10 protein-coding genes are annotated in these 19,672 nt (G+C 64.4%); 5 read left to right on the top strand and 5 right to left on the bottom strand.

Going from position 1 to position 19,672, the window contains the following annotated elements; genetic code table 11:
- Positions 1-1,259 precede the first annotated feature (1,259 nt).
- Positions 1,260-1,643: a hypothetical protein gene (locus tag AC1RWI_RS30460; protein ID WP_492870157.1), complete on the bottom strand. Its 384-nt coding sequence runs from the start codon at positions 1,641-1,643 to the stop codon at positions 1,260-1,262.
- Positions 1,644-2,245: 602 nt separating this feature from the next.
- The gene (locus AC1RWI_RS30455; RefSeq protein ID WP_492870156.1) at positions 2,246-10,417 is read right to left on the bottom strand and encodes a hemagglutinin repeat-containing protein; all 8,172 of its coding nucleotides are present in this window, start codon (positions 10,415-10,417) and stop codon (positions 2,246-2,248) included.
- A 334-nt stretch (positions 10,418-10,751) separates the two neighbouring features.
- Between AC1RWI_RS30455 and mdtD the strand changes: the two genes are divergently transcribed.
- The gene (mdtD, locus tag AC1RWI_RS30450) at positions 10,752-12,203 is read left to right on the top strand and encodes a multidrug transporter subunit MdtD (RefSeq protein ID WP_043355921.1); all 1,452 of its coding nucleotides are present in this window, start codon (positions 10,752-10,754) and stop codon (positions 12,201-12,203) included.
- A gap of 40 nt (positions 12,204-12,243) precedes the next feature.
- Here the strand turns inward: mdtD and AC1RWI_RS30445 are convergent, their stop codons facing one another.
- The gene (locus AC1RWI_RS30445; RefSeq protein ID WP_043355919.1) at positions 12,244-13,194 is read right to left on the bottom strand and encodes a LysR substrate-binding domain-containing protein; all 951 of its coding nucleotides are present in this window, start codon (positions 13,192-13,194) and stop codon (positions 12,244-12,246) included.
- 95 nt (positions 13,195-13,289) lie between these two features.
- Here AC1RWI_RS30445 and pcaH point away from each other — a divergent pair, with 95 nt between their 5' ends.
- The 4 genes from pcaH to pcaDC all read left to right on the top strand — a co-directional run bounded on the left by pcaH (position 13,290) and on the right by pcaDC (position 17,382).
- Positions 13,290-14,015: a protocatechuate 3,4-dioxygenase subunit beta gene (pcaH, locus tag AC1RWI_RS30440; protein WP_043355917.1), complete on the top strand. Its 726-nt coding sequence runs from the start codon at positions 13,290-13,292 to the stop codon at positions 14,013-14,015.
- Positions 14,016-14,018: 3 nt separating this feature from the next.
- The gene (gene pcaG, locus AC1RWI_RS30435) at positions 14,019-14,597 is read left to right on the top strand and encodes a protocatechuate 3,4-dioxygenase subunit alpha (RefSeq protein WP_043355916.1); all 579 of its coding nucleotides are present in this window, start codon (positions 14,019-14,021) and stop codon (positions 14,595-14,597) included.
- 107 nt (positions 14,598-14,704) lie between these two features.
- Positions 14,705-16,117 (top strand): 3-carboxy-cis,cis-muconate cycloisomerase, encoded by a 1,413-nt coding sequence (locus AC1RWI_RS30430; RefSeq protein ID WP_082055177.1) that lies wholly within the window; start codon positions 14,705-14,707, stop codon positions 16,115-16,117.
- A gap of 71 nt (positions 16,118-16,188) precedes the next feature.
- Positions 16,189-17,382, top strand: a complete 1,194-nt coding sequence (gene pcaDC / locus AC1RWI_RS30425) for a bifunctional 3-oxoadipate enol-lactonase/4-carboxymuconolactone decarboxylase PcaDC (protein WP_492870155.1) — start codon at positions 16,189-16,191, stop codon at positions 17,380-17,382.
- Positions 17,383-17,531: 149 nt separating this feature from the next.
- On the opposite strand, the gene AC1RWI_RS30420 is transcribed toward pcaDC, so the two are convergent.
- A complete protein-coding gene (locus AC1RWI_RS30420) occupies positions 17,532-18,656 on the bottom strand; it encodes a 3,4-dihydroxy-2-butanone-4-phosphate synthase (RefSeq protein ID WP_492870154.1) in 1,125 nt (374 codons plus the stop codon).
- A complete protein-coding gene (locus AC1RWI_RS30415) occupies positions 18,653-19,636 on the bottom strand; it encodes an alpha/beta hydrolase (protein WP_492870153.1) in 984 nt (327 codons plus the stop codon). The genes AC1RWI_RS30420 and AC1RWI_RS30415 overlap by 4 nt, the downstream gene beginning before the upstream one ends.
- Between the last annotated feature and the right edge of the window lie 36 nt (positions 19,637-19,672).

Raw genomic sequence — 19,672 nt, 5'->3', positions numbered from 1 at the left:
CAGTGTCAAAGTTCCTAATCGTTGCATCGAACACTGAGTTCGAGCGGCCTGGTCCATCGGATAGCCCGGTATCCCGGAAATGCATCTTCTAAAGATAGTTATCAAGATCGCGATTTTTTGCTTGTGATCTTTTTCTAAACAATATTCCGTACCAAATTGCTATGCCGATGGTCCATATGGAGCAGAATATAGCCATCGCAATAAAATGGCGTGATGTAACATTGAATTTAAGAAGCCAAAGTACGATGAGCGGTAATTGCATTATCCAAGGGGAAAGGAGGCCTTTCGCGATCGTTATAAAAAGTCCTTTACTCATTTTTAAGTTTGTTGAGTGGTGCTAAGTAATTGTTGTTTTGACAAAAATATTTTTTATAAAAAATTCGTGTTTAGTTCAAAAGTTATAACTAACTTTGATGCATCTTTCGATTGAAGCAGGTCATCGTCAGTTTCAAGGCGCGATGAGCCAACTCTAACAGTTTGCAGTGGATTACACGCTATGGCACGCGGCGGCTATCGAAAACCAAATTACTATTGTGGTGATCGATGCGAGAGCCGTAGATGCTTTCGCGAAACGAATGTAGTCTTCTGCGACAGGGAGACCATACGGTATGTTGAACATATGAGACCTTGTAATTGGAATGGCGAATAGCAAGAAGAAACTAGCCACTATGAAGTAAAAAAGCGGGCGGATGGCCCAAACTTTGAACCAAGCAGCCAATTTACTTCCTATATTTTCCGTCATCTGCTACCCCCTGTGATGGGCCTGGTCATGATGATGTTCGTTGTATTGCCCATAGCCTTTTGACCAAAGCCGCTTGTGGCGGCACCAAAGACGGCGGGCAAGGGATTCTTTGTGGCAACTGCTGATTGAACCGATCCACATTCGCCGGAGTCGCCGCACCCGACCCAGCACTCACGATGGCACCAACGCCACCCGCTGCATTATTGGCCGCGACTTTGCCGAGCGCTTCATTCAACCCGGCGTTGCCTGGGCGACGGAGGCGCCTCAATGTCGCCGCCTTTTTAATGCAATCAGGATGATGTACACCACTTCCAGAGCGAGCCAGAATATACAGAGAATTGTAATAAGGAGAATGGAGGAATTATTTTGCTCATCCGTTATTGTTGTATGAGTATTTGTAATGTTTTCTGAGATCCAGATCACCGCGTCTCGTAGAAAGCGTACTGCTATTAGTATCGAAAAGCACGTGACTATGCGAACGGAAATTCCTTGCCAGCCGGGACTATCGAATTTATCATCAATCCACATTGGAGATATCTTTGATTGATCTTGTGGGTAGTTTTTCCTTTGCGCGATTTTTTAGTATACGTTTGATGGTGAGAGCCTCGCGAATAATAATAATAATTAAAAATAGACACGAAATTATCTTTATAATTGAATACTTGTTTTCGTTTATAATAAATTGCCGTTTAAAAACTGTGGCTTCGCCGAAGGTTACAATTTCCGGAAGCCATGCAACAAGTACGACGAGAGAGATTGTGCAAACAGCTCTGCTGAAAACGCCGCGCCATGTTCGTTCTCGCAATAGTTCATCCAGTTTTCTGCTCATTTTTTCATTTCTTTTCCGGGAATGAAAGACCCGCCCCCCCTTGCGCAATCGAGCCGCTGTTGCTCTGGCCATTGGGTGCGCCAAAGGCCCCGCCTGCGAAGAGGCCTGCGGAAGTCGCTTATCCGTTGAAGTGGCTACGTGCTGAACTACCTGCTAAACATTTTTTTTTCGTAATACCAATATCCTAATCCACAAACTAGGCTAGAAAATAAAATGAATTTTAGCCAGGAAAAAACTCGATCCCATCCAGGCGGAAAATATCCATGGTATCCATTGATCCATGCAATTGCTGGAAAAAATATAAGCTCAAAGAATAAACCTCCCAATGAAAATGTTATTAGGCATACTGTGAGATATGCCAAGATGGGTCGGAAATTTTCTTTCATTTCGCTATATTATTTTTTGTGGTGTCAAGCTTGAGATAATTTATTGAGTGTCAGTGTCGAAAAATTCGAATGTGTGTTGTTAACTTCTCTTGTATCGGATATAGCAGATGATGCAGAAAATGGACCCCATAAGTAGTCCCCTGATTAAAATGAATTCAAGATCCGCCATGCTCCATTGATATTTTCCGTCATACCAAATTTGTGCTAGTAGTACAATGGATACCTTGATCAGGGTCATGCAAGTAATTGATAAAAATATAAGTATTAAAAAAACAAATAATAATCTCTTCATCGTTTGTTTTTGTGGTTTGAGTTGATATTATTGATCGCGGAACTAGCCGCCTCGGTCGCAACGCCGCCGCCAATGGATGAGCCAATTGCAGGTGAGGAATTTTTTCCAAACATGCTCCACACTGGTGTTCCTAGCCAGGTACCTGCAGGTGCTAAATCTCCTCTGGTCAGCGTGGATCTGAGGGCGCTACCAATTGACGGTTCGGCTATTTTACCAATTCCAAATCCGATTCCTGCTGTGGTTGCATTTGATATTGCTCCGAATGTTATAGAATCGTTCTTGTTATGAAGAGAGTTGTTGATTGCTGTATTGGCCGCCCCTCCAGCGGCATTTACGCCGAAATTCCACCAGAATCCACCGTAAGCGCCGGATGTACCAGTGACAAAGTTAACCCCCACATCCACCGGATTGATGGAGCCGTTCTGGACATACTGGGATGCCGCACTAACACTGGCGCCAATGAGACCTGCACCAACTTTTGACGCAAGAATCTCTGGTCCAAGCACTACTCCAGCAAAGATTCCGCCGCCAGCACGAGCAACTATATTTCCAATAGGGTCTTTTTTGAAGTTTGTTGCATCGTACTCGGTCCTTGTCATGCCATTTCCAATTTGCGTCATTCCTTTTTTGTAGGAGTCCGGATTAGCCATGATGTACTGTCGATTGTAGTCATGGTCGGCATAGTTCTCATCTTTGGTAGAGCCGTAACAATTCAAATTTCCGCATCCCAATATGCTTCTAATCTGATTATCATACTTTCCGCCAGTGGCTTCCGCTGTCTGCTTGTCGGAATTACGAAGGATCTCTGCCACAATCCGGCCCTCGGCCTCCTGCTCCGAAATCCCGAGCTTCTGTGCGACGACCTTGGCGTTCTTCTTGGCGAAGTCATACTCGCTTTGATGCAACTGCCGATTGAACCGATCCACATTCGCCGCCGTCGCCGCACCCGACCCACCACTCACGATGGCACCAACGCCACCCGCTGCGATGTTCGCCGCCACATTGCCGAGCGCTTCATTCAACCCGGCGTTGCCAGTGTCGATGCTCTCTGACACCGCATTGCCAAGCGCTTGAAGCTTGGGCGCGGCCAGGGACGACACGCCCGCGCCTGCGGCGCCGGCCAGGGCGTTGCCGCCACCGAGTCCTGCAACCAGCGCGCCGCCGGCGGCGTGCAGCGCTGCGCGGTAGTTGCCGCCTTCCTCCCAGTTCTGCGCGTCGGCGAGGTATTTGCTTTCCAGTTGGGTATCTCCGGCGTCGCGGGCGGCTTTGGCGTTTGCACGGGCCTGTTTCTCCTTGGCGCCGGCCAGGTCACCCACGGTCTTGGCTACCGCCTCGCCGGCGGCCTGGGCGGCGGCCATCATGTCGGATTGTTTGTTCAGTACCTGGTTCAGGTCGGGGTTCTTGCCGACCGTGCTGTTGGTGCCGGCGGTGTCGCGCTTCAGGCTGGCCAGGTCTTGCTTCTGGCTGGCCTGGTCGTTGATGGTGATGGTGCCTTCGGCGATTGCGCTGCGTGCGAGGCCGTCCTGGCTGCCGCTTTCGTGCTGCGGAATCATCGGGTTGATGCCGCCGGTGTTCTTGCCGGAGGCCTGGCCGCTGTTGCTTTGGCCACTGGGTGCGCCAAAGGCCCCGCCTGCGGAGAGGCCTGCGGAAGTCGCGCTGTAGTCCGAGTGGTTGGCGATGTCGGTCCAGGTGAGCGTGCCGGTGGTCAGGTTGTTCTTGTCCTTGCCTGCCTCGCTGGCGATGACTGCGCCCTTCAGGTCGGTATTGCCCTTGACGGTGATATCGAAGCCGTCCTTGCCGGCATGGATGCCGGACTGCTCGCTGACGTTGGCATAGCTGCCGCTGGCCTTGCCCTTGGATGCGGAGAAGCTGGCGGACCCGCCGCCCTGGCTGATGCTGAAGCCGCCGCTGATGCTTTCCTGCCTGGCGCGCGTTTCTTCGGTGTCCTGGCGGCTGGCGATGTTGAGGTTGCCGCCCACGTCTGCGATGACCTTGCCGCCGCTGAGCGTGGCGCCGAGGATGTTGGTGTCGTTACCCGATAGAAGGGTGACGGACTCGCGGCCGCTCACATGGCTGTTGGTTTGCGAGACGCCCCGGCTGTCCGAGTTGCCCTTCGCCCTGGAGGCGGAGGCCGATACGCCGAAGCCGGCGTTGTCGGGGCCAAGGCCATACGACACGCCGACGCTGGCGCTGCTGGACTTGTTGGTGCTGTGGCTCTCGTTGGTGTCGGTGGCGGAGACGATATTGATATCGTGCCTGGCTCCCAGCGCGACCTTGTTGGCGTCGATGTTCGAGCCGGTGATGTTGAGGTTGCCCGCCGTTTGGTTGCCGTTGGCATCCACGCCGGTCGCGACGAAGGCTGCGGTGCCGCCTGCCGATACGTTGGCGCCGTTGTGGCTGGTGGCGTCTTGCGTCATGGTCTGCTTGCTCTGGCTGGTGCCCCAGGAGAGCGTCACGGCGGCGCCTGACAGCGGGTTGCCGCCGGCCTGCGCCAGTGCGCTGCCGGTGTCGGCAACGTCGCGCGCGGCGGCGATCCCCCACAGTGCGGACGCGCGGCCGTCCTGGCTTTGACTGGCCGCGTTGATCTTGTTTCCGGCGGTAATGGCCGCGCCGATGGCTCCCCCCGACACGCCCAGCGTGAAGCCGCTTTGCTTGACCTCGTGGGTTTCGTCGTGGTGCTGGCGGTTCTGCGCGGCTTCGATGTTGACATCCGCGCCCACGCCGGTGATGTCCTGCCTGGCGATCAGGTCGCTGCCGGTGACGGTAAGGGTACTGCCCGCGTTCATGCGCACGCTGCCGTCCGTGCTGCCGACCAGGCTCCCCGCCTGCCGCGTGCCGTTGTCGTTGGTGGTGTCCTTCTGGGCGCGCTTGCCGTACGAGAGGCCGGAGCCGGTGGCGCCGAACCCTGACTTGGTCTCTTCCTTGTAGGTGTGGGCGGACGAGGTGGTCTCGGTGGTGCCGATGGTCAGGTCGCGCCCCGCGCCGAGGTTCACGTCGTGCGTGGCCGCCACGGTGCTGCCGGCGACGGCCAGGTCACGTCCTGCCGCCATGGCCACGGTGTCGCCGGAGAAGGTGCTGCCGAGCGCCTCGGTCTGGCTGTTGGCATCAATGACATGGGTGGACTTTTTCGACAGGAAGCCGCTTTCCTGGTAGGCGTGCTCGTCGCGCACGGAACTCGATGCCTGACCGGCCTTGACGTTGATGTCACGTCCCGCGCCCACGGCCAGCGCGCCGTCCGCGCTCACATATGCGGCGGTGGCGTTCACGTCGCGCCCGGCGCTCAGGGTTGTGTTCTTGCCCGCCGTGACCTGCGTGCCGATTTCCGTGCTGCGCGATACCGCCGCATTGTTTTTTGCGTCTTTGTAGAGGCGTTCTGATTCGCTGACCTCGACCGTGCCAAGGTGGATGTCACGGCCCGCCGCCATGCCCAGGCTGCCGGTGGCCTGGATGTTCGCGGCCTTGGTGTTGATGTCGCGCCCGGCCACGAAGGTGGCGTTGTCGGCGGCCACGCTGGAGACGCCCGCGATCACGGTGCGGCTGCCCGCGAGGTCGCCGCTGCCGCTGGCCCCGGAGGCGGTGGTGGTGGTCAGGTTGATGTCGCGGCCTGCCATGGCTGCCAGCTGGCCCGTCGTGATATGGCCGGCGAGATTGTTGATGTCCTGCCTGGCGCTCAGCCCCATGACGCTCGCCGACAGCGCGCCGCTGTTGTGGATATTGGCGGCATCCATCAGCGTCACATTGCGGCTGGCGATGGTGCCCGTGTTCTTCACGTCGCCATCGGTCTGGATCACGGTATCGCGCGCGGCCATCAGCGTGCCGTCACCCTTGAGGTCGCCCGCGCGCACCTTCAGGTAGACCTGCGGCACCAGCACGCGCTGGGTGGTGCCGTCCTTCAGGGTGACCGTCTTCTCGACCAGCCACACGATGTCGGTGGTGAGCGCGCGCATCTGGTCCGCCGTCAGCGCGGTGCCCACGTTGAGGTGGAACTGCTTGCCGAACGCCACGCCCGATTGCATCAGCGCCTTGTATTGCGCCTCGTTGTCGGTGTAGTCGCCCACGAAGCGCTGGCCGGTTCCCAGCATCACGGCATCGGCCACCAGGCGGGCTTCATAGTAGCCGTCGCCCAGGCGCTTGAGCACGTGGGTGGGGTCCTGGCCCAGTTGCGTGAGCATGACATCGCTGGACAGCCACTGGCGCTGGTTGGTGAAGCGCGGGTCGGTCTCGATCAGGTAAGGCGTGCCCGGCTCGCCGCGAATCTTGAAGAGCGCATTGTCGGGCATCGCCAGCGACGGCGAGACGGCCCGGATGACGTCGCCGCCCAGCAGGCCCGCGGCCCCGGTGCCGAGCGGGATCTGCGTGAGGGTCGGCGCGGTGGCGATCGGGCCGGTGCCGGTCTTGTCCGCCACGATCGTGCCCGTGCCGTTCACAACCTGGTAATCCAGCGCTTCACCCTTGGCGAGCTGAGTCGGAATCTCCAGGTGCACCGCCGGCACGCCCATGGTGTCGTAGCAGCGGTCGCGCCCGCACGGGCGGGTGTATTGGCTGGTGCCGGTCGTATCCTCGATGCGTATCGCATCGTGCGCAAGGTTGTTGACACCGCCGCTTGCGCCACCGGCAGCAAGCGTGCCGCCAACGAGAATCTGGCTCTTGTCGTTGGTGACCGCGCCAGTGAAGCTGGCGTTGCCGCCCACCAGGATGCGGGCGGGATCGGTGTGGACGACAACCTCGTCCTGCACGCGGGTCTCGCGCCGTTCGATGGTCCAGGACTTCACCAGCCGGCCCTGATAGTCGCTGTTGAATGCCTGGATCTTGCCATTCAGGGCTTCGTAAAGCGGTTTGCTGGCAGCCTTTGCGGCTTGGTAGGCAAGCAGGGCGGCCCGGTACTGCGTCTGGCAGGCCGCTGGCGATCCATCCGGGCAGGGGGAGGGTACGGGCGGCAGCGCGCCGGGCCGGGCCATCCCGAATTTGTCCCAGATCGGGTCGTCGGCCTTGTAGACGAAATGATCGGCTTCGAGGCTGCCATGCGCGTCGGGCGCGAACGGCAGCATTGCCAGGCCCACGGGCCAGTTTGGGCCGGATGAGCGGCTGTCGCTCTGTCCCGGTGTGCCATCGGCCTGGCGCGCCCAGTCGAACGGGGGGCCAAACACGCTGAAGGGGTACCGCGCCGAAGGCAGGAGCAGGCGCTTGTAGTCGTCATCGCCGAGGTAGGCCAGGTCGTCGCCGCGGCTGGCGATGTGGCCATATATGGCGCCTGATGCGGTTGGCAGCACGAGCATCGCGGTGCTTGGGTCGATCTTTTCGGCGCTGCCGTCGAGCCGGTAGTAGAACGCGTGCACGGTCCCGGTATCGGTACGCTCGGTGCGGAAGTGCTCGTTGCGGTTGGCAAGGGCGGCAACGTTGAAGTTGGCGCTGCCCGCCACCTCGATGGTGGCCGACGCGTTGATAAGCATATCGGCCTGGCCGGTCGCCTTGCCGCTGGTATCCAGCGCGCGGCCCACGTTCAGGTCTTGCGACGAGTAGACCAGCGCGTGCTCGCGGTTGACGATCTCCGGGGCGCCCAGCTCGACGCCGCCGCTGCGCGAGGCGATCACGGCCCCCTGGCCGGTGGCGGCGCTGACGTCGTTCAGGAGTTGCCGGCCGGCGCCGATGGCCACCGAGTCGCCATAGATGCGGTCGATGTTGGTGACGGTGGTGCCGGCCAGGATGCGCACGGCGCCGCCGTCGATGAGGCCTTTGTTGAGCACGGCCCCATCGGCGCGGACGGTGCTGGAGGCCCGGCCGGACAGTTCGCCCGCGTTGGTGACGTTGCGCCCGTGGACGTCGGCGTCGCGGCCCGCCAGCAGCTTGCCAGCATTGGTGATATCGCCCGTGGCATTGCCCTGGGCATCCTCGATCAGCAGGTTGAGATCCCGTGCGGCGGTCACCGTGCCGGTGTTATGGAAATCGGTTTGCAGGATCGCGGTGACGTCGCCCGTATGGGATTGCAGCGAGCCATCCCCGGTGAGGCTGTTGCCCTTGATGCCCAGCGCCTGGTTGGCTGCCAGCAAGCCACCGGTGTTGGTGATGGCCTGCACATCGAGTTGCGCCGTGCCTCCGGAGGCGACTTCGCCGCCGGTGTTGCCGAGCGTCGCGGCATCGGCGTCAAGCGAGGCGTCGGCGCGCAGCGCGCCCTGGGCATTGTCGATGGCATGGGCAGACAGCCTGACGCTGGCGCCCTCCATGCCCTTCGGGGCGGCGTCGGTGCCGTGCAGGGTGTCGCGGTTGAGGATGGCGCCCGCCTGCGCGTCCAGGGTGCCACCGGCATGGATGAAGCCCGCCGTGTTGTCGAGGGTGGCCGCGATGCGCAGCGTTGCATCGCGGTTCGACGCGACCTGGCCGCCAGTGTTGGTGAGGCTGTCGCCGGTCATGTCCAGCGGGCCGCCTGCCACGATCTTGCCGCTGGTGTTGTCCAGCGCGCCGGTCATCCGTAGCTGGTCTTGCACCGACGCGATCATGCCGCCGCGATTGACGGTGCCGGCAGCCGCGACCGTGGTGGCGCGGGTCCCGGCGATGGTGCCGCCGGTGTTGTCCACGGCCTGCGCCGCGTCCACGCCGAGTGTGCCGCTGCTGGTGATGGCGCCATCCTGGTTCAGGATGTTTGCGCCCTGGACGGCTCCGCCATGGGTGCCCACGACGATGGCGCCGCCGCGATTGTCCACGGTGCCGCCGGCGTCGACCTGTACGGCATTGGCTTCCAGCCGCGTGTCCTGGTGGCGGATGTCGCCCGCCGCCGACAGATAGGCGGCGTCGTGCGCAACGACTTTGCCGTTCGACAGGTCCAGCGTGGGGGCCGACAGCCTGGTGTTCGCGCCGGACACGATGGTGCCATGGGATTGGATGGCCGTGCGCGCGGCGAGATGGGCCGTACCCGCGCCGGTCACGCTGGCGTTGGCATCGACGCCCGCGCCGATGGTGCCGCTGTTGGCGATGCGCTCGGCCCGGGCCAGCAGATCGGTGCCGGCGGCCAGCGTGCCGCTGTTGCTCAGTGCTCCCGGCGTGGCCGCGGCAATGCCGCCGCGCGTGGTGATGGTGCCCGCGTTGTCGATGCTGGCGCCGGCGAGGGAGGCGCTGCCCTCGGCTTGCAGGCGGCCGCCTGGCACGATACGCACGTCGCCGTTGTTGTCCACCACGATGTCGCCGGAGCGGGCGGTGACGCCGCCGCCGAGATGAAAGCCGACACCGCGTTCGGTGCCGATCAATCTGACTGCGCCGCTGTACATGGCGCTCAGCGCCGAGGCGTCGAGCGCGAACTGCGGGGCAGGGCCGTTGCCCGCCTGCGCGGTGGCATTCAGGGTTTCGTAGCCGACCTGGTTGGCACCCGCGACCACATTCAGGTGCCTGGCCCACAGCTGCGCATTGACCTGGATCGAGCGCGCCAGCAGATCGACCTGCGCCTGCGGGCTGGACAAGCCTTGTCCGTCGATGCCGATGTTGCCTCCCCGCACGTCGAAGCCGGCCAGGCTGCCATCGGCGCCGAACACCGGACGTCCGGTTGAAAGCGTGAAGCGGTCCGCGTTGATCGCCCCGCAGCCCGAGCAATGCAACCCCGCCGGATTGGCCAGGATCAGATTGGCGCGGTTCCCGGCGATTTCTTGCGCGCCAAGCAATCGGGAGGGGTTCGGCTGCGTGACCTGGACCACGATGTTGCTGGCGTGCCCGTTGCCGAGCATGGTGTTTCCCTGGACCCAGCCCGCAATCCGCGTCTGGCTGTTGGCCCCGCTGTTATTCAGTACAACGCCGGACGGGCCGACGTTGTACTGAATGAAATGACTCACGCTGGTGCCGCCGTTACGGCTGGGCGGGGGGATGTTGACGACCGGCACGCCGTTGGCCGCCACGCCCACCATAGGACGCTGCCCTGGCACCTGCTTGTCCACCTGAATCGGCAGGGATTGCGCGTGCGCCGATTGGTCCAGCAACACCGGCAAGCCCATCATCGAGGCTGTCAACGCGGTGAGCCATAGCACCGGCACGAATGCTGGCACGAAAGCGGGCACGAGCACCGAGCCCTGGCCGCCGCGCCCGGCGTTGCCCTGGCGGCCCTTGCCGCGCCCCGCGGCATGTTCGGGGGCTGCGACCAGCATGCCGCGCGCAGCGTTGAAAACCAGGCGATGGATATTTTTGTTCATCCTGCGTCTTGAGAGAAGTCGGGTATGCAAGCGCGTTGACGCTTGGGCGAGGCTGGACTAAGCCCAGGCCAGATCCACGATACCGAGCCGAGATTCGGATTGAAATCGGACAGGTACGAAAATGAGGACGGAAATTTCCGAATCGCCGATTTCATCCGTCCCGGGTGGCATGGCATGACGCGCTGGATGATCCGAGGCCGCCGGCCAGGCCTGTGGCTGGAGCGGGGCCGTCCCGGAATTCGCGCGCGCCGCCATCCAGCTCCGCTACACTGCTACGGAACGCGACCCAGCGGATCGTCCCGGCGCACCTGCGTGCCGGGGCCCGCCCATCCCGATGCAAGACACGCCTCTTTCCCCCCCCACCTCAGCCACCGCCGACGACCACATCCGCAGGATCATGCTGTGGGTGGTCGCCATCGGTTTCTTCATGCAGACGCTGGATTCCACGATCGTCAACACGGCGTTGCCTTCGATGGCCAGGAGCCTGGGGGAGAGCCCGCTGCGGATGCAGTCGGTGATCATTGCCTACTCGCTGACCATGGCGGTGATCATTCCGGCGTCGGGCTGGCTGGCGGACCGTTTTGGTACCCGCACCATCTTCCAGACGGCTATCGTGCTGTTTGTCGCAGGCTCGCTGGCTTGCGCCTATTCCAATAGCCTGACCTGGCTGGTGGTCTCGCGGGTGGTGCAGGGCGTGGGTGGCGCGATGTTGCTGCCGGTGGGGCGGCTGGCGGTGCTGCGCACGTTCCCGCGGGACCAGTACCTGCAGGCGCTCAGCTTTGTGGCGATTCCGGGCATGGTGGGGCCGCTGATCGGGCCGACGCTGGGGGGCTGGCTGACCCAGACCTTTTCCTGGCACTGGATCTTCCTGATCAATGTGCCGGTGGGGCTGCTGGGCGGGCTGGCCACCATGCGCTACATGCCCAACGCGCGCCTGCACGGGGTGGCGGCGTTCGACCTGAGCGGATACCTGTTGCTCGCGATCTCGATGCTGACGATTTCGTTTTCGCTGGATGGCCTGGCGGAGCTTGGCTTCGAGCATGCCACCGTGCTGATGCTGCTGATTGCCAGCATGGCGTCACTCACGGCTTATGTCCTGCATGCCTCGCGGCGGCGGCGGCCGCTGTTTGCGCTGCGGCTGTTTCGCATCCATACCTTCAGCGTGGGGCTGCTGGGCAACCTGTTTGCGCGCATCGGCAACGGCGCCATGCCGTTCCTGATCCCGCTGACGCTGCAGGTCAGCCTGGGTTACTCGCCGTTCCAGGCGGGCATGATGATGCTGCCGATCACGGCGGCGGGCATGGCGTCCAAGCGGCTTGCCACGAGCCTGATCGAGCGTCATGGCTATCGCAAGGTGCTGGTCACCAATACCTTCCTGGTGGGGCTGGCGATGGCGTCGTTCGCGCTGATCTCGCCCACCCAGCCGCTGGCGCTGGTACTGGTGCAGCTGGCGCTGTTCGGGATGGTCAATTCGATCCAGTTCACCGCCATGAACACGGTCACGCTGAAGGACCTCGGCACGGCCGGGGCTAGCGGCGGTAACAGCCTGCTGTCGATGGTGCAGATGCTGTCGATGAGCCTGGCGGTGACGTCAGCCGGCGCGTTGCTGGCGACTTTCCAGGGCACCTTCGGCCGGCACGGCGCCACCAGCGCGCTGCCGGCGTTCCATGCCACGTTTATCTGTGTGGGGCTGATTACCTCGGCTTCTGCCTGGATCTTCCTGCAACTGTCCCCGGACGTGGCCCGTCCGGCCGGCAAGGGCGTCGAGGATGCGACGGAGATGTAGCCGCCGGTTATGTCTTGGTTATGCCTTGATTTTGTCTTGGTTACGCCTTGGTTTTGCCAGCCAGCCCGTGCGAGCGTGCCGCGGCGCGCTCGCGCAGGTCCTGTACAAAGGCCTCGGCGGCGGCGCCTAGCTCGCGGCCGCCCTGGCGCAACAGCCCGACCGGTTCCTCGCTGCCCTGGCCGGAGACGGGCAGCAGCACCAGCTCGCCGCTTTCCAGCGCCTGGCGCATGGCGCAGCGCGGCGCCAGCCAGATGGCGTCGGATTTCAGGGCGACCAGCTGGCCCAGGTAAGCGTCCGAGGTTTCCAGCACGCCCGGTGGCAGCATGAAGCCGTGCCGGGCCAGCAGGCTCTCGGCGCTGTGCCGTGGCGCCGAGCCTTGCGCGGGCACCACCAGCTGGCAAGCCATGATCTCCGCCATGGAAGGGGGCGCTTTCGCCAGCGCGTGGCCCTTGCGCACGGCGAGCAGCAGTGGCTCCGCATCCAGCATTTCAAACCAGAGACCCTCCATCACCGTGGGATTGTCCATGCGGCCGATGGCGATATCGAGCACGTCGGCCTTCAGCCCGTCGATCAGCGTGCGGTTCATGCCTGTCTGCACCGCCAGGCCCACGTCCGGATGCGTGCGGCGAAAGGCCAGTACGGCTTCCTGAAGCAGGTCGGGCACGACGCTGGGCAGGGCGCCGACACGGATGTGCTCAAGCCCCGCAGCGTGCGCACCGGTCACGCTTACTGCGGCTTCGTCCAGGTCCTCCAGCACGCGCAGGGCGTGGCGCAGGAATCGCTGGCCCAGCTCGGTCAACTCGGTGCCCGCCCGGCCGCGGGCCAGCAAACGTGCGCCAAGCAGCGCTTCCAGCTCGGTCAGGGTCTTGGATACGGCGGGTTGGCTGAGGCCCAGCTGCTCCCCGGCCTGGCCCAGGTGCTGGGTTTGCGCCACGGCCACGAAGCAATGCAGGTGGCGCAGGCGGACACGGTTGCGGAAGGTTGGCTGCATATCTAAAAGTTATGCAAATAGTCGAAAAACTCAATATACATGCGCTTTAACAGCAAATAAAGTAATGAAAATTCCACCCCACGGAGACACGTATCATGGCCGACTCGCCCATCAAGCTGCCACCAGGGCTGGCGCAATATCGCCGCCACTACTGGGACACCCAGCCGGAATACCGCTTTGACCCTTACGGTTCCACGGCGCTGCGCTCGCCCAACGAGCCGCTGGTGGCGCTGAACCAGACCTTGTCCGAGGTCACCGGCCCGCTGTTCGGCGCCGAGTTCGTGCGCAACGGCGACAGCGACCTCACCGCCGGCCACGCCGGCGAACCCATCGGTGAGCGCATCCTGGTCAGCGGCCGCGTGCTCGATGAAAACGGCCGTCCCGTGCCGAACGCGCTGATCGAGGTCTGGCAGGCCAATGCCGCCGGCCGCTATGTGCACAAGCGGGACCAGCACGACGCGCCGCTCGATCCCAATTTCACCGGCGAAGGCCGCGCGGTGACCGACGCGCAGGGCCGTTACCAGTTCAAGACCATCAAGCCTGGCGCCTATCCCTGGCGTAACCACCACAACGCCTGGCGGCCGCAGCATATCCATTTCTCGTTGTTCGGCAACGCCTATGCCACGCGGCTGGTGACGCAGATGTATTTCCCGGGCGACCCGCTGCTCGCCTTCGATCCCATCTTCAATTGCGTGCCCGACGCCAAGGCGCGTGATCGCCTGGTGTCCACCTTCGACTGGGAAACCACGGTCCCCGAGTACGCGCTCGGCTACCGTTTCGATATCGTGCTGCGTGGCCGCGATGCCACGCCGATGGAGTAAGCCATGTTGTACGCCACCGCATCCCAGACCGTTGGACCCTACCTGCATATCGGCCTGTCCGGCCTTGACCGCGCCGACCTGACCGCCGAGGCGAGTGAGCTGACGGGCGAGCGCATCGTGATCGAAGGCCGCGTGATCGACGGCAAGGGCGATCCCGTGCCCGACGGCATGGTCGAAATCTGGCAAGCCAACCCGGCCGGCCGCTACCGCCACCCCGACGATGCGCGCGACGGCGCCGAGACGGCGCTGGTGCCTGGCTTCACCGGTTTTGGCCGGCTGCCGACCGGGCCCGACGGCAGCTTTCGCTTTGTCACCGTCAAGCCAGGCCCCGTGCCCGGCCCCGACGGCCAGCCGCAGGCGCCGCATATCGTCGTCTCGCTGTTTATGCGCGGCCTGCTCAAGCACTTGTCCACGCGCCTATACTTCCCGGACGAAGCGCAGGCCAACGCACGCGACTGGGTGTTGTCGCAGGTGCCCGCCGCGCGCCGCCACACGCTGGTGGCGCAGCAGGCAGGCGCAGGCAGGCTGCAATGGCAGGTCGTGCTGCAAGGCCAGGACGAGACGGTCTTCTTCGACATCTGATCCCGCGCGCAGCCATTGCCAGCGCGCCCGCGCTGAACCGAGCCCCGGCGCCGGACCCATCGTGGCCCGGCGCTGGGGTTTTTCCATGCCGATGCGAATCTGAATCGATGCCGACTTCATCCCGACTGACCGACCCGATGTTCGGCAGCGCCGCCACGCTGGCCGCTTTCTCCGATACGGCGACCGTGCAGCGCATGCTCGATTTCGAAGCCGCGCTGGCGCGCGCCGAAGCCAGCTGCGGGGTCATCCCGGCGGACGCCGCCGAGGCGATCGCCGCCACCTGCCGCGCCGGCGAGATCGACTTCGATGCGCTGGCCGCCGCCGCCGTGGCAGGCGGCAACCTTGCCATTCCTCTGGTCAGGCAGCTCACCGCCCGCGTGGCCGCGCGCGACGCGCAAGCCGCGCGCTACGTGCACTGGGGCGCCACCAGCCAGGACGCGATCGACACCGGCATGGTGCTGCAGTTGCGTGAAGCCTTGCAGGCGGTCGACGCCGATCTCAAGGCCCTCGGCCATGCCTGCGCGGCGCTCGCCGCGCAGCACCGCGACACGCCGATGGTGGCGCGCACCTGGCTGCAGCACGCGCTGCCCACTACCTTTGGCCTCAAGGCCGCCGGCTGGCTCGATGCCCTGCGCCGCGACCTGCGCCGCCTCGACGCCGCGCGCGCGCAGGCTGCCACGCTGCAATTCGGCGGCGCCGCCGGCACGCTGGCTAGCTTGGGCGCCGCGGCGCCGGCAGTGGCAACGGCGCTTGGCAGTGCGCTCTCGCTGGCGGTGGCGCCCACGCCCTGGCATGCCTACCGGGACCGCATGGTCGAGGTAGCCACCACGCTCGGCATGCTCACCGGCTCGCTGGGCAAGATCGCCCGCGACGTGTCGCTGATGATGCAAACGGAAGTCGCCGAGGTCGCGGAGCCCACCGGCCCGGGGCGCGGCGGCTCCAGCACCATGCCGCACAAGCGCAACCCGGTTGGCTGCGCCGCCGTGCTCACCGCCGCCGTGCGCGTGCCGCCGCTGGTGGCGACCATGCTGGCCGGCATGGTGCAGGAGCACGAGCGCGCGCTGGGCGGCTGGCAGGCGGAATGGGATACCTTGCCGCAAATCGTCACGCTGGCAGCCGGGGCATTGCGGCAGATGCTGGAAGTGGTGGGCGGATTGCAGGTGGATGCCGCGCGCATGCGCGCCAACCTGGGCGTGACGCACGGGCTGATCCTGGCGGAAGCCGCCATGCTGGAGCTCGGCGGCAAGATTGGCCGGCTGCCCGCGCATCATCTGGTGGAAGGCGCCTGCCGGCGGGCCGTGGCCGAAGGCACGACATTGCGCCAAGCCCTGGGCGCGACCCTGGCCGAGGACGCAGCGCATGCGGGGTTGATGGATGCGGCGGCGCTGGACCGGGTCTGCGATCCGGCCAATTATGCCGGGCAGGCGGCGGGATTCGTCGATGCGGTCCTGGCGGCCTGGCGGCACGAAGCCGGCCAGGCCAGCATTGAGCGCCCTGGGAACCCAGCCACGGGCGCTTGAAGGACACACCAAGAACACACGAAGAACACGTAACGTAACTGAACCGCAAACCGAATTCCCTGGAGACCACCTTGCCCTTCATCACCCACGCCGGCAACCGCCTCTTCTACACGCTGGAAGGCCCGGCATCCGCGCCCGTCCTCATCTTCTCCAACTCGCTGGGCACTGACCACACCATGTGGGCGCCGCAAGTCGAAGCGCTGGGCCAGCAATTCCGCATCCTGCGCTACGACACCCGCGGCCACGGGCGGTCCGCATTGCCCCCGGGCCCGAGCAGCGTGGCGGAACTGGGCAGCGACGTCATCGCCCTCATGGATGCCTTGCAGATCCAGAAGGCTGCCTTCTGCGGCTTGTCGATGGGCGGCCTCACCGGCATGTGGCTGGGCGTGAACGCACCGCAGCGCTTCACCCGCATCGTGCTGGCCAACACCGCGCCCAGGATCGGCACGCACGAGGCGTGGAACACGCGCATCGAAGGCGTGCTGCGCGACGGCATGACGCCGCTGGTGGAAGGCTCGTTGCAGCGCTGGTTCACGCCTGCCTTCGTCAGCGCCGCCGGCAACCAGCTGGACGACCTGCGCCAGGTGCTGACCGGCCTCGATGCCCGGGGCTATGCCGCCAACTGCGCTGCGGTGCGCGACGCCGACCTGCGCGAAGCGGTCAAGACGATTCCCGTGCCGGTGCTGGTGATTGCCGGCAGCGCGGACCCGTCCACGACCGCGGAGCAAGGGCGCGCCCTGGCCGACGCCATTCCGGGCGCGCGTTATCTGGAGCTGGAAGCGGCCCACTTGTCCAACCGCGAACAGCCCGCGCGCTTCACCGAGGCATTGCTGGACTTCCTGGGCGGCGATGCGCAACAAGCCGCGGGCCGCCCCGCCAACGATGGCGAGCGCTACCAGGCTGGCCTGGCCGTGCGCCGCGCGGTGCTGGGCAGCGCTCACGTGGATCGCTCGCTGGCCAAGCTCAACCCGCTGACCGAAGAATTCCAGAACCTGATCACGCGCTATGCATGGGGCGAGATCTGGACCCGCGAAGGCCTGCCGCGCCATTTGCGCAGCTTGATCACCATCGCCATGATGGTGGCGCTTAACCGCGGCGAAGAGCTCAAGCTGCATTTGCGCGCCGCGGCCAACAACAAGGTCAGCCGCGACGAGGTCAAGGAAGTGCTCTTGCAGACCGCTATTTATTGCGGCGTGCCGGCGGCCAATTCGGCTTTTCACATGGCGGAGGAGGTGTTTGCCGAGGAGGATTTGAAGGGGGTGTAAGCGGGGTTGTGCGCGGGGGCTGCCGTCGTGTTCGGTGTTGGTGTGCTGGACCTGGCTGTGCTGCCAAGGCATGCGGGCGAAGCCAGGCAAGCATGGGTGTCTCGCAGCATCCGCCAGGTCATCCTTGGCGGCAGACTGCCCGCGCTGATTCAGCCCGGCGGCACGAACCCGGTCACCTCCAGCTCGAAGCCCGCGATGTTGCGGTAGGGCACCGGCACGCCCAGCATGCGCAGTTTGCGCGCGCCGAGGTCGCGCAGGATCTGTGCGCCTACGCCCAGCGCGCGTTGCGCGAAAGCGGGCCGCGCGGTCTGCCAGGTTGGCCCGGACTGGTCCAGCAGGGCGAGCTGCTCGAGCAAGTGATGCGGGGCTTCGCGTTCGGCCAGCAGCACCAGGATGCCGCGGCCTTCCTCGCCGATGCGCGCGAGGGACCGCGCCAGGTTCCAGCCCGGCGTGCCGGGCGCCGCATGCGCGGATTCGAACGCAAACAGGTCGCGCAAGGTTTCCACGGTTTGCACGCGCGTCAGCACGGGCTCGGCAGGGTCCGGCTGCCCCAGTACCAGCGCCAGGTGCACGGCGTCGATCGGCGCATCGTGGTACGCATGCACGACGAACTCACCGTAGGGCGTGGCCAGCCGGCTGCTCTGGCTGCGGCGCAGCGCGCCCTCCACCAGCAGGCGATGATGGATCAGGTCGCTGATCGCGCAGACCAGCAGTCCGTGCTCGCGGGCGAAGGCGAGCAAGGCGGCGCCGCGCAGCACCTCGCCGGCATCGTCCAGCAGCACCGCATAGGCGCCCGCGGCTTCGCGCCCGGCGAGCCTGGGCAAGTCGGAGCAGGCCTCGGCAAAGCCCGCGCTGCGCAGCACGCCATCCGGTTGCGCCACCACGGGGAAGACGTGGCCCGGCTGGACCAGGTGGCCGAGCCCGGCGTTGGCGGCGGCGGCCACGCGCATGGTGAGCGCGCGGTCCGCCGCGCAGATGCCGGTGGAGACGCCTTGCACCGCCTCGATCGACACGGTGAATGGCTCCTGCCTGCGGCCATGGCGGCGCCCGCTGGCCATCATCGGCAGGCCGAGCTGCCGCCGGCGGGATTCCGTGATGGCCAGGCAGACCAGGCCGCGTGCGTGCGCTGCCATGAAATTCACGTCCGCCTCGCTCACCTGGTCGGCGGCGGCCAGCACGCAGCCGCTGGCATCATCCGTGTCTTCCTCAATCACGACAACGCGCTGGCCGGTGGCGATGGCGCGCAGCACGTCGCCGATGGGTGCGGGGCTCATGCTGGCTTCCCCGTATCGGTAACATCGGCAACATCGGCAATATCGGCAACGTCGGCAAAGGCTGCGCGCAAGGCGCCTGCCGCCAGGTCGAGCGCCGCATCGGCCGCTCCCAGCAGGCCCTGCATGCTCATGAAGCCATGAATCTGCCCTGGCCAGCGACGGACAACGCTGTCCACGCCGGCGCGCTGCAAGGCGGCGCCGTAGGCTTCGCCCTGATCGCGCAGGGGGTCGAATTCGGCCGTGATGATGGTGGCCGGCGCCACGCCCGCCAGCTCGCGCTGGCGCAGCGGGCTGGCGCGCACATCGGCGCCATGGCGCGGGTCGGGTGGCTCGGGGAGATAGTGGCGGGCATACCAGCGCAACATGTCCTCGGTCAGGAAGCAGCCTTGCGCAAAGGTGCGCCAGCTGCCGGATTCGTCCGCGCAGTCCAGGTAGGGGTAAAGCAGCAACTGGTGGCGCACCGCCACGCTGTCACGCAACTGTTGGCACGCAACCGCGGCCAGGTTGCCGCCCGCGCTGTCGCCGGCGACAGCCAGCTTGTCGGGCAGCGCGCCCAGGTCGGCGGCGTGCGCCGCGCTCCAGCGCAGCGCCGCGCAGGCATCGTCGGCAGCTGCCGGAAAGCGTGCCTCCGGCGCTAGCCGGTAGCCGACCGACAGCACCAGGGTGCCAGCGCGGTTCGCCAGCGAACGGCAGATATTGTGATGCGTTTCGATCCCGCAAGTGACGAAGCCGCCGCCGTGGAAGAACACCGTGAGCGGCCAGGGGCCGTCGCCGTGCGGCCGGTAGAGGCGCGCGGGCAAGGGGCCGGCGGCTCCGGCCACGCTCAGCTCGCGTTCTTGCGCGACCGCATCGCCTGGCGCGAAAGCGGGGTGCGCGGCCAGCGCGGCGCGGTAGGCCAGCGGTGTGATGGTGGTGAAGTCGAGTGGCGGGAGCTGCGCCATGGCGTCGAGCAGGGCGCGGACTTGCGGGTCGAATTGCATGGGTTTTTCCTGATGCGGACGGGAGGGGGGCAGGGG

The sequence above is a fragment of the Cupriavidus sp. MPR-AND1C genome, assembly GCF_058809705.1.
This window is presented reverse-complemented; position numbering and strand designations above follow the sequence as displayed.